Raw genomic sequence first — 12062 nt, 5'->3', positions numbered from 1 at the left:
AACGGACAAGAAAACAACGGACAAGAAAAGGAGAGCCGCTGTCGCGGCGCCTTCCGTTCAAGACTGATAGGGCTGATGTCTATTCGTGGGGATAGCTTCGATTTTCTATTATGGTGATGTTTACTTAGACTATCACGGGCTCCGCCGCCAGAGCCTTTCCGCTTCTGGTGGAATCCGAAGCGGAAGGCGTAAGCAGCGCGACCGGAAGGCTGGCGAACAGGTCGCGGGCGAGAAGCGATCCGTGCGAGAGCGTGAGTTCACGCCCGCTGAACAGTTCGGTCCATTGCTGCGGAGCGGCTTCGGATGGCAAAGCGAGAGTGCAGTCGCCCCATATGTCTGCTTGATGCCCACGGGACGGGTACAAAGCTACCGCGGTCACCAGCACGCTATGTTCGCCCGCGCGCATGAAAGCGCAGAGGCGATCAGCCTGCGGCCCTGTGGCATGGAGCGCTTCATAGGAGCCATCCATGAAGAGTTCGGGTTCGCGTTGGCGTAGCGCCAAGGTCTCGGCAATGAGGCGGAGTTTCAAACGGCCGTCACGCCAATTTTCCAGAAGCTCCGGAAGATCGCCCCCGCCGGATCCTAAGGATGCCAGCGCTGTTCTCCGGATGCCGTAATCGACCGGGCGGCGATTATCCGGGTCGACCATGCTGAAGTCCCAGAGCTCCGCGCCCTGATAGAGATCCGGCACGCCGGGCGCCGTGAGCTTCAGCACGACCTGAATGAGGCTGTTCAGAACGCCGAGGGTGGCCACGCGCTGCTGAAACGCAGAAAACGACTCCAGGAAGGGATTGGTGCGCGAGGTGTCCAGCGCATGGCGAATGAACTCCAGCACGGCGTCTTCGTATGCTGTGTCTGGCGCGGCCCAGGTCGTGTGGACTTTGGCTTCGCGCAAGGCTTTCGTCATCGCGCCTTCGATCCGCTGGCGAAAGGCGTCCACCTCCTCCGGATCAAGCTGGCCCGCCGAGAGTTGGGCCGGCCATGCCCCGAGCAGGAGCTGATAGAACGCATACTCGTCATTGCGGTCGGGCGGCGGAGCTTCCCCGGCTCCTGCGTTGCGCGCCCGCAGCATCCGGCTCCAGAGTGCAACATACTGGGCCCAGTCGTCCGACATCTCCGACAGCACCGCCAGCCGCGCGCGCGTATCCTCGCCGCGCTTGGTGTCGTGCGTGGCGGTGCTCAGCATGGCATGCGGCGTTCGTTTCGCCCGCTGCGCATTGGCATGATGGAAGGCCGATACGCTGACGCTGAACAGGTCCGGGTGGCCGCCGACCTCATTCAGCGCCAGCATCCGGTTGTAGCGGTAGAAGGCGGTATCCTCGAGGCCCTTGGCCATCACGGGGCCGCTATATTGCTGCGCGCGCATGGCGACGCGCACCACCTCCACGCGGCTGAAGCCGCTGCGCGGCTCGGCGACGAGGTCGCAGGTCAGGAGTTGGTGGAGGAAGTCGAAAACGCTGGGGTCCAGGGCGGCACCGTTGCGGCGGGCCTGCGCCAAGGCCCAGTCGATATCGCGGCGGTCGGCAGGGGTAGGTGCGCCGCGCCCGTCAACATAGGTGCGGTAGACGGGGAAAACCGCGATGATTTCCTTCAGCGCCCGCTGCAGGACGTTGTTGGTGAAGTCGGCGGTCCGCGGATTCGAGCGCGCCACCCGGGCTGCTTCCCTCGCGAGCACGTTCAGCTCGCTCGCCATCTCATTCTCCATGATCCGCATTTTCGAATCGCGGACGATGACGCTGAACGATGCCTGTTCACCGGTGAAATCGGCGTAGACGCGAGAGAGGTTCTCCTGACCCGCGGGGTCGTTCAGAAGGCCGGTGACGAGGTTGGTGAACTCGTAGCCGGTCGTCCCCTCGACGTCCCAGTCATCCCGCAGGTTTTCATGAGAGGCGAGGATCTTTTCGACAACGAGGTAAAATGGACGCGGCGCTCTTTCCCGCAAGCGAGAGAAGTATCCCTTCGGATCGAGAAGTCCGTCGACGTGGTCCAGCCGGATTCCGTCGAGCACTCCCTGCTCGAGCAACCGGAACACCAGCGAGTGCGCGTGGTCGAAAAGCTGGGGAAGCTCCATCCGGACCCCGGCCAGATCATTGATGTTGAAGAAGCGCCGGTAGTTGATGTCGTCAGCCGCGACGCGGAAGTGGGCCGCGCGCCAATACTGGTCGCGGATCAGCGCGTCCAGCTTCGACCAGCTTTGCAGGTCTCCGGTCTCGCCGTTGAAGCGGTCCACCGCGGCCTCGACCGCAACCGCCAGATCGGGATTGTCCCGAACGGACTCGGCCAGCTCCAGCTTGAGATCCGCGGCCCGGCGGGCGATATGCGGCCGCCATGTCGAAAGATGCGCGAACGCGTCGCCGATGCGCTCCAGATCCGGATGACGATCGCCGAGAACGCGTTCGTAATGAAGCGGGGTAATGGGGAGCTTGTGGGTGTCGTATGCCCACACGGCCAGGGAGCCGGCTTCGGCATCGAACCTCAGGCGGAGCGCGCCCGACTGCAACTCCGCGCCGTACTGGTCGCCCAGAAACGGCACAAGCAGCTTGCCTTGCAGGTAGCGGCGGTCCGACTCCCAGTCGATATCGAACCAGCCTGCGAATTGCGAATCCGGCCCCCATTCAAGCACGTCCAGCCACCACGGATTGTCCGCGCCGCCCACCCCCATGTGGTTCGGGACGAAATCGAGGATCTGGCCGAGACCGTTTGTCCGGAACGCGGCAACCATCCGCTCGAAGGCCGCGGCGTCGCCGAGCTCCGGATTGAGTTCGGTATGGCTGACGATATCGTAGCCATGCGTGCTGCCGGGGCGGGCCCGCAGATAGGGCGAGCAATAAACATGGCTTATTCCCAGCCTGGCGAGATAAGGCGCAAGCGCCGCCGCCTGGTCGAAGCCGAAATCCTTGTTGAACTGCAACCGGTAGGTGGCGCGCGGGATCGGCTTGCGGTCAGGCTGGTCCCGTCGATCAAGGGTCATCCGGTATGTCCGCCGCCGATTGATGTTATGAAAAAAAGGTCGCCGGCACGTAGAACTGACCTGCCAACGTTGCCGTGCGGTGGGAGAAAGCCTTCTTCAACTTCTCAACGTTGCGTGAGTTCCCGCGAAAGGCCCGAGTGATCGCGCCGTGCCGGACTTAGGCAAGTTGCGCTGGCGGAAATTGAGACGCGATTCCTGTACGAGGTCCGCCCGCTATGTCCCGCAGAAAGTCTGCCGGACTTCTTCCTCCGGCCGGGGCGGCTTCGCATAGTCGGCGAACTTCGGCTGGTCATCGAAGGGATGCGCCAGCACTTCGACAAGTTCGTGAAACGTCTCGAAGCGTCCGGCTTCCGCATCGCGAATGGCCGCCTCGATGCGGTGATTGCGCGGAATGAACATCGGATTGACGGAAAGCATTTCGCTGCGTCTCATCCCGGCCGGCTGTTCTTCAAGCGACAGGCGCTCCCGCCACCGTCCGGCCCACTCGTCGAAAGCGGCCGGGTCTGTGAAAAGCCCCCTCACCTCCGCATCGCCTTTCGCATCGGCGGCGGCCCCGCACAGAGCGCGGAAAGTCAACGTAAAGTCAGCTCCGTTCTCCGCCATCCGGGTCAGCAGATCAGACGCGAGTTCGAGATCGCCTTCCACCTCGCGGACAAGACCAAGCTTGCGACGCATGCCTGCGAGATACGCGGCATTGAAGTGATCATCGAAGGCGGCGATCGAGGCATTTGCGCGTTCAATCGCCTTCTCACCGCCATCCGCTATCAGCGGCAGCAAGGCCTCGGCAAACCGAGCCAGATTCCATCCCACGGCGGCAGGCTGGTTTTCAAACGCATAGCGTCCGAACTGATCGATCGAACTGAAAACCTTGTCAGGCCGATACGCGTCGATGAACGCGCAAGGCCCGTAATCAATCGTCTCGCCTCCGATCGCGGTGTTGTCGGTGTTCAGAACACCGTGGATGAAGCCGACAAGCATCCACCGTGCCGACAGCCGGGCCAGCGCTGCGACGACCGCGTCATAGAAGGCCAGATACGGGTCTTCAGCCGAGCGCGCGTCCGGGTAGTGCCGGGCGATGGCATAATCGGCCAGGGCGCGAAGGTTTTCGACGTCGCCACGCGCCGCGAAATACTGAAACGTGCCGACGCGCAAGTGGCTCGACGCGACGCGGGTCAGGATCCCGCCGGGCAGCGCCCGTTCGCGCATGACCTGTTCGCCGGTCAACACCACCGCCAGCGAGCGCGTTGTCGGAATGCCGAGCGCGGCCATGGCTTCGCTGACGACGTATTCGCGGATCACGGGACCGAGCGCGGCGCGGCCATCGCCGCGCCGGGAGAACCGGGTCTGGCCAGAGCCTTTGAGCTGAATGTCGAATCTTTTGCCCGCAGCGTCCACGACCTCACCGAGCAGGACGGCCCGGCCGTCGCCGAGCTGGGGCACGAAGCTTCCGAACTGGTGCCCTGCGTAAGCCTGCGCGATGGGGTCCGATCCAGGCGCGATCCCGTTGCCGGAAAGAACGGCAACGCCTTCGGGGCTCTTGAGGAACGCCGGATCGATGCGCAGCTGGCGAGCCAGCGCGTCATTCACGCGCAGGAGTTTCGGCGCCGCCACCGCCGCCGGTTTCACGCGCTCATAAAACGCTTCGGGCATCCGCGCATAGGTGTTGTCGAACGGAATGGGCGCGACCGCATCCGCGGGGGTGACACACGACTTCTCTGCAAGCTGGCTCATGCGCTTAAAGTCGTTCCTCCGTTCCGAAAAAGCAAGGTTGAGCGCTGAACCTCCTCAACGGCCGCGTGGATCGATCGCAGGTGGATCGGCTGCTGGACATCATGATGAGCGAACATTAGGCTTTATGGCGAGGGCGCGATCAGGGAGCGCGGAAGCACATGGTTCCTCAATGGCAGTATCAGGTCCGGTTTGATGTCGTCGATGCGGCGACCTCGGAATCGATACGAAGAAAAGCGCAGGACCCGGCGCTGACGCGTCTCTTCGAGATCCTCACCAGACACCGCGCCGTGCCGAAATCGCAGTTCGATGCCTTTTCGGAGTATGTCACCACGGCGGAAGAGCGCGGCGTCGAGGGCTATCCGCTTTACCAGTGGACCAAGGCGACGATCGAGGATTCGGCGAAGAAGGAAAAATATCTGAAATCCTTCACGCTCTATGTGGACGATCAGGAGGTCTATGCCAAGGAGATTGCCGACAGCCTGGAGGCCGATCTGCAACCGCTCGCCGCTGGCGGACCTATCACGCGATTATCCAAATACGATACGAATCCAGAAAACAATCCCCAGCCGCCGCAGCGTGGCAGCAAGAACTCGTCATGAATCGCGCGGCCGGCCGTCATCACTGATCACGGCGATCAATGGCGCGGATCATTCGCGCGCGGCCGATCGGTGAACAAGCCTCTGGCCGGGGCTAATTATAGGCGCTTGCCGCAGGCCTCTTCAGGCATGGCGAGCGACTTGCGCCCGGTAAATTCAGTATCGGACAGAGCGTTGAGGAAAGCGATCAGTTGCGCCACCTCGCCCGCGTCGTGCGTCAACCCGTGCCTGACGATAGCCTCATCGAGCGTCCGCGCCGACCCATCGTGCCACCAGGGACCGGTCAGCGCTACGTTGCGCAGCGAGGGCGTACGAAACTTGCCGCGATCGGTTTCGATCCCCGTTTTCTCGAACAGTCCCTGATCGGCCAGCGCGGGATCGACCGGACCGAGACGGTGCATGGTCAAATCCGTGAAGTTCGCTCCTGAGTGACAGCTCGCGCAATCGCGGACGAACAGCACGGAACCAGCTTGTGCCTCGGGATCAAGCTGCTGCCGGTCCCAGGCGCTGCCACGAGAGATCAGCGTGCGTTCGAAGCTCGCCAGCGCGCGCGCCACATTGGAGAAGTCGATGCGACCGCCATTGTCGGGAAAGGCGCGCGCGAACATCACCCGGTAGCAGCTGTCGCGTCCGAACCGCCTGCCGATCTCGGCTTCGCGCCCCGCCATTCCCATCTCGACCGGATGAGTGCCGAATACCGGGGTCGCCGCCTGCGCCTCAAGTGTCGTGGCCGCCGGATCCGCGAAATTCAGCGGCGTGAACCAGGCGACATTGGCGAGCCCTGGAACGTTGCGCCGCCCCGGCTCATCGGTCACGCCGGGACGGGTGCGGGTGCTATCGGCGAAGGCGTGCTTCTGCACGTGGCAGGTGGCGCAGGACATGGTGCCGTCGATCGAAAGATCGGCATCATAGAACAGACGCCGGCCGAGTTCGACCTTGGCGGCGGTCATGGGATTGTCGGCTGGAACCGGCGGCGCCGAAACCCCGGCCGGCAGCGTCCAGCGCCATGGGGCTTCTCCCATCGGCAGCGCGGCTGACAATGATATGATCAGCAGCAGCCCGGCTGACAGCAACGGACGCGAGAAACGCCGGATCTGCACGGGATCAGGGCAGGCGCGCGAGCAGGACCGTCATCTGCGGCTGGCCATTGGCCGATATCTGCAGGATGTAAGGACCTGGAGTGAGGGAGTAATCCACCATCTTGCGGACCCCGGTGCAGTGCGGTCCATGCCCGTGCGCGGTCGAGATCAACGCCTGCTGGTCACGCACGAGGTCAATCCAGGCGGCTGAGTCGAGCGCCACCCGGTAGGTGCCGGCTTCGCGCACATCGATCCGTACAAGACCGCCATGGCTGACCGAGCCGCCCGGCTTCTCGGGACGCAGCGCATAACGCACCTGCGGCGTCTGCAGCAACGTCAGGCGTGCGGCCCGGCCGACCGGCAAGCTCGCGCTTGAAATACCCGCCTCGCTGCCGGCCGCCTGCAACGGGAATGGCGTGGTCCAGGGCGCCAGTTCACCTGTCGGAGCGACCGGTGCCGTACAGGCAGGCTGGGCGGCCTCCTGCGCTTCGGCCGACCCCACTGCGACAATGGCGACGGCCAGCGCGCCCAGCACCGGATTCCATAACATCTTCCCGCGCATGACTTCCTCCCCGTCCCCACGACCATCTATATTCTTATGAATACAACGCATCCGTCTGCGCGGCAACAGCCGATGAGAGCGGGCACATTCAGGCGGACACAATCAGCGCGGCGCGGTTGAGAGATGCACGCCGGAGGGCGGGCGTGCATCTCCTCGCCGCGACCACCGCACTGGAGTCTTCATGCATTGACGCATTTTCTTCACGCGAACCGGATTCTGCTTCGCTCGCAAACGCTACAAGCTAAAATCTGGCCCGCGCCTTGAGGTAGAATGTGCGTCCCGGCTGCGGCAATCCCCACGCAAGCTCGAAGTTCTGGTCGAGCAGGTTTCTCACACCGCCCGCCACCTCGACATTCTCCGTCACCTGATAATTGACGTTGACGTTTGCGAGCGTATAGGCCCCGGTGCGGATATAGAGACCGGGGAAGGCCGCGCGGATAGGCGCGTTCGGTCCCTGGGTACCGACCAGGACGTCGCTCCAGCGGTCGCTCGTGACTTCGAGATTCTGCGTGATGGCAAGCGGCTCGATCGGCCGCCATGTGGCATAGAGAAACGCCTTCTGGGTCGGAACGCCGACCGGCCTGAAACCGGGGATCGATACGTCGCTGACGTTCCGCTCGATGAAGGTGTAGTTGCCGCCGATCATGAACTGCGCGGAGAGTCGCGCTTCGAACGATGCCTCAAATCCGTAGAAGTGTCCCTGGTTGATATTCTGCGTCTGCGACTGAGTCGGACTGACGCGAACAGCCTGTATCAGATCGCGCACGTCGCTGTAGAAGATCGCCGCCGTTCCCTTCACGTTGGAAGCGATCTGGCCCTTCCACCCCAGTTCGTAGTTGGTGGCGCGCTCGGGGCCGAGATTGGGATTCGGAATCGCGTTACCGAAGCGCTGGCTGTAAAGCTCGAAGATGGTTGGAAAGCGCGTGCGGTCGGATACGCTGAAATGAACCTGGCCGGTCTCGTTATAGCGCCAGATCGCCGCCGTCTGCCAGTTCAGGGCATCGGAGCCCCCCTTCGGATATTCATAGATGAACCCGCCGCCGCTGTCCCACTCCTCGGCCCGGTTGATCGCGTACTTGTCGTAGCTGACGCCTCCCACCAGATCGAAGTCGGGGGTGACATGGAAGGTATCCTCCGCGGCGATCGACCATGTCGTCTGCGCCTGGTTCTGCCTCGGTTCGAGCATAGCCATCGTCGGATGGGTCGGGCGGTTGTGATTCCACTCGGCGTGGAAATCCTGCCGGTAATGGAACGCCGCCTTCAACGTGTTCATCGGTATCAGCTCGGTGCCCGCCTCCACCGACCCGCCACGCGCGTTATCGTCATAAAAGCTGTTGAAGCGGCCGTTGTTCGACTGCGACGAGTAGGTGATGTCGTCATACGCCGACAGCACGTTGTAAAACTTGTTGTAGAAAAGTTTGGTCCTGACATAGGACGCGTCGCCGAGCTGTGTGTTCGACAGGAAGGACAGGTTCTCGATATTCCATACCGGCCAGAGCCAGAAGCTGTTCTGGCTCGACGGCGGATTGTTGTAGACATTCAGGGGCGCGCCCTTGGCGCCCGACTGCTTGATATAGTTGATGCTGTACTCGTCGGTTTCGTTCGGCGTGTAACCTGCCTTGAGGTTCAATCTCCAGTCCTGGGTGTCTGAACCGTTGCGCCGTCCTCCATCCTCCAACGAGCCGGCGTAAGGACCTTGCGCCGGGTACGGCGAATAACCGCGCGATAGCGACCAGAAATCCTGACTGAGTTGGTTGACGCTGCCCTGAACGTAGAACTTCTCCTGGCGCGAGCCGATTCTCGCATAGCTGTTCCAACCCTGGAATGCTCCGCGATTGTCGAACATCGTGCCGGCATTAAGCTCGGTTTCGAAAGGCTTGACCGGCTTGAGGGACACCAGATTGATGGCCCCGCCCATCCCGCCCGGCCCGTCGAGCACCGAGGAGTAACCCTTCTGAATCTGAATTTCGGCGACGTCGCCGGTAAGGAACCGGCTGAAGTCAAGCCGGTTGTCGGCTGGAAGATAGACGCGAACGCCATCAATCATCAATGGCACCTGCCAGCGGCCGAAACCGCGCACGAAAATATCGGTCTCGTTACGCTGGCCGTTCACCGTTTGCGTGCCATTGACACCGGGCACGAGGTTCACCGCCTGGTCGAGCGTTTGCCTGTCAAAGGTCCAGGTCTGCTCGCGCGACACCGTCGAGCCGCCGACGCCACCTCCGCTGCCGCTCGTGGTGCCGTTGCGCCCTCCGCCCGAAACGTAGATCTCGCCGAGTTGATAAACTCCGTCACGATCACGATCCTGGTCGCGATCCTGCGCTTCCGCGCCGGCCGTCATCGCAACAATCGCGACCGACGACAGGAGCACCCCCCTGCTCTTGCAATTCTTTGACAGTATCATCGTTACCCCCGGAAGAATCGATATATTTAATAGAATATATCGATGCCGAGAGTAAAGGTAAGCAACATCGCGACATATTGACACATATATAGCGATGTGATCAATGAGTTCTTGCGCCGGGTACCCGGCGCCCGTCGCGGAGAGCGTCAGCGTGCTCCGATCAGTCCCCGGCTGGTCACGACGACCCAGCGGCCATCCTGCCTGCGGATCGCATCGACGCGGCCGAGCCCCGGAACCGGATCACCGGAGCGAACCTCGTAGACGCCGCTTCGGCCTTCGATCAAGGCAATGCCGTCCATGACATCGTGCAAGATCCAACCCTGGACCGTAGGCAGGCGCGCGATGCCGGGCTTGGGCGACGGCAGCGGCACCGGCTCGGTAACTGGAATCGAGCCAGTCACGTTCGCCGCGACGGTTGCCGGCGCGGACGGTGCTGCCGGCGCCGCAGCCGTATGCGGCTTGTCCAGCGTCTCCTGGATCTTTTCCTGGAGCTTCGTCAACTTCGCCGCCGAGTCAGTCTGCGCTTTCTCGATCTTGTCCAGGCGATCGTTGACCTTGGCGAAGCGGCCCGCATCGTTCTTGGCCGAGCGATCGACGCCTGTCTTCAATGAGGCGATTTCGGATTCAAGCTGCTTGATCGTGGCCTCCAGGGCCTGAGTGCGGTCCGTGGCCGCCGACGACTGTTCATCCGCGATGCCGTGGCGAAGGCCGGAGGTGGCGAGCGAACCGCCGATCGCACCGGTGATCGCGGCCAATACCGCCATCGCCGCAACGGCGGCGAGACGCCGCTTGCCGAACCGGCGCGAGGTCCGCGCGCCGCCGGATGCCGCCGGGCCGTGATCTGCGGCCGCGCGATCCCAGCCCCCATCATGGAACGGCGTCACGATCATGGCCTTGCCGAGTTCTCGCGGCAGGCCGGACCTGGAAGTTTCCACTTCAACCTCGGGCTCGACCGGAGAGACTTCCACCGCAGGAGCTTGCCCTTCCGCATCAGCCTCGTCCCGAAGCGCCTTGATCGCCGGAGCCTCCGCGTCGGTTTCAGCGTCGGTCGCGGGATCGATCCGAGGCGCTGCCGGCTTGTTGTCGCCGGGCGACGGCTTGTCCCCTGTCTCAGGGAGTTTGTTATCGCGCTCACCGGCAGTCCGATCAGACGAATGGTCGCTCACGTTAATAACTCCAATACAGGTTGAACTAATCGGTAACTTTCAATGACTTGCAAAATCGTTACCTCGAACATCATTGCGGAAATTTTAGGATGTCTCCCGATCGGAAAGCCGGCTTAACCGGGACCGCCGAGACGCGCTGCATGCGCCACGCAACGTTGTCAAACCGATGCGTCTTCAATGCGGCGCGTCGGGATGCCAGCCGAGAACGGCCAGCATCACGAAAAAGCCGGCAACGTAGGCAACCGCGATGGTCCAGCCGTTCCTGACCCACAGGCCCACGGATTTCGCCTCGGGATACATGTTCGAAAGCGCCACGCCCGCGGAGGAGCCGAACCAGATCATCGAACCGCCGAAGCCGACAGCATAAGCGAGAAATCCCCAGTCATAGCCGCCCTGCTTGAGCGCCAGTTCGGTCAGCGGGATGTTATCGAAGACCGAGGAAACAAAGCCGAGCCCGAGCGCCGTCTACCACGATGCCGCCGGCAGTGTCTCCGCCGGCATCATGGAAGCGGCGGTCACCAGCGCCAGAAGAAAGATCGTGCCCTTGAACGTTTCGGGCATCACCTTCCAGTCCGGCCTTCGCAAGAACGCCGTCAGCAAAATCGCCGCCCACACGGCAAGCCCGAGCACGGGAAGCGTATCGAGCAGCGCCGGGAATCTCAGATTGGCGGTCACGTTCGCCGCCAGCGCCGCGATGAGGATGACCGTGACGACGAAGACTCTCGCGCCGTCCACACGCATACCGCGCCGCGGATCTTTCACGATCGGCGAAAAGCGATGCTGCCGCATCGCGGCCGGAACCGCGAAGATCACGAGCGCCACGATGGCCGCGACATACGCCTCGATCACACTGAGCGGACTGACGCCGTCGATCCACATCATCGTCGTTGTGGTATCGCCGATGACGCTTCCTGCTCCCCCCGCATTGGAGGCCGCGACGATCGCAGCCAGATAACCGATGTGCACTTTCCCTCGAAAAACATGGCGCGCCACCGTTCCTCCGATCAGCGCGCCTGCGATGTTGTCGAGGAAGCTCGACAGAACGAAAATGATGACGAGAAGGACGACGCCGCCTTTCCAGTCATCGGGCAGCACCGCCGGCATCGCGTCGGGAATCCGGCTCTCCTCGAAGTGCCGCGACAACAGCGCAAACCCCATCAGCAGCAAGAACAGGTTGGCCAGCATGACCCACTCGTGCGCCATGTGATGGGCAAAACCGCTCACCCCCGCGCCGGACCTGAATCCCGTGAACCCTACTTTGTAACCGATGATCACGGCGAGACCGGTCAACGCGATCGGAAGCGTATGTCGGTGGAATAGCGCAATGCCGAGCAGGATGAACGCAAAGAAGATGAAATCGAGAGGTATTCCAACAATCAGAATCGAACCGGCCATCGTGCTCCCAGACATTCAATCGCGGCAGGATGCTGGCGACGACGAACCAACACCGGGGCTGAGGAAGAGGAGCCGGAATGCCGCGGCAGGAGCATTCGACGTGCCGGCTCGTGGGACATCGCCGGAATTCAGTCTGCTGCCGTATCGGCCCTGCAGGC

Annotated in this window: 7 protein-coding genes and 1 pseudogene; 1 reads left to right on the top strand and 7 read right to left on the bottom strand. The window is 62.5% G+C overall.

The features are described from left to right. Window positions 1–124: 124 nt before the first annotated feature. Window positions 125–2971: a malto-oligosyltrehalose synthase gene (gene treY, locus ACMYR2_RS06235; RefSeq protein ID WP_347262722.1), complete on the bottom strand. Its 2847-nt coding sequence runs from the start codon at window positions 2969–2971 to the stop codon at window positions 125–127. Window positions 2972–3184: 213 nt separating this feature from the next. Then, window positions 3185–4702 carry a protein adenylyltransferase SelO gene (locus ACMYR2_RS06230; protein WP_347262721.1) on the bottom strand — a complete coding sequence of 506 codons (1518 nt, stop codon included), beginning with the start codon at window positions 4700–4702 and terminating at the stop codon, window positions 3185–3187. A 158-nt stretch (window positions 4703–4860) separates the two neighbouring features. On the opposite strand from ACMYR2_RS06230, the gene ACMYR2_RS06225 reads away from it, so the two are divergent. Beyond that, complete coding sequence (locus ACMYR2_RS06225; RefSeq protein WP_347262720.1) at window positions 4861–5301, top strand: hypothetical protein; 441 nt, start codon at window positions 4861–4863, stop codon at window positions 5299–5301. A gap of 95 nt (window positions 5302–5396) precedes the next feature. Here the strand turns inward: ACMYR2_RS06225 and ACMYR2_RS06220 are convergent, their stop codons facing one another. The 5 genes and pseudogenes from ACMYR2_RS06220 to ACMYR2_RS06200 all read right to left on the bottom strand — a co-directional run bounded on the left by ACMYR2_RS06220 (window position 5397) and on the right by ACMYR2_RS06200 (window position 11904). Further along, window positions 5397–6398: a cytochrome-c peroxidase gene (locus tag ACMYR2_RS06220; RefSeq protein ID WP_347262719.1), complete on the bottom strand. Its 1002-nt coding sequence runs from the start codon at window positions 6396–6398 to the stop codon at window positions 5397–5399. A 4-nt stretch (window positions 6399–6402) separates the two neighbouring features. Next, window positions 6403–6990 carry a hypothetical protein gene (locus ACMYR2_RS06215; protein ID WP_416193870.1) on the bottom strand — a complete coding sequence of 196 codons (588 nt, stop codon included), beginning with the start codon at window positions 6988–6990 and terminating at the stop codon, window positions 6403–6405. Between the two features lie 190 nt (window positions 6991–7180). Continuing rightward, window positions 7181–9310, bottom strand: a complete 2130-nt coding sequence (locus ACMYR2_RS06210) for a TonB-dependent receptor domain-containing protein (RefSeq protein ID WP_416193869.1) — start codon at window positions 9308–9310, stop codon at window positions 7181–7183. 179 nt (window positions 9311–9489) lie between these two features. Further along, complete coding sequence (locus ACMYR2_RS06205) at window positions 9490–10509, bottom strand: hypothetical protein (protein ID WP_416193868.1); 1020 nt, start codon at window positions 10507–10509, stop codon at window positions 9490–9492. A gap of 174 nt (window positions 10510–10683) precedes the next feature. Further along, window positions 10684–11904 (bottom strand): annotated as a pseudogene (locus tag ACMYR2_RS06200) (citrate transporter). Window positions 11905–12062 lie beyond the last annotated feature (158 nt).

Origin of the sequence: Nitrobacter sp. TKz-YC01 (assembly GCF_047824785.1) — a bacterium.
GTDB lineage: Bacteria > Pseudomonadota > Alphaproteobacteria > Rhizobiales > Xanthobacteraceae > Nitrobacter.
The sequence above is the reverse complement of the archived record's forward strand: the minus strand, read 5'-3'. Positions and strand labels throughout refer to the sequence as shown.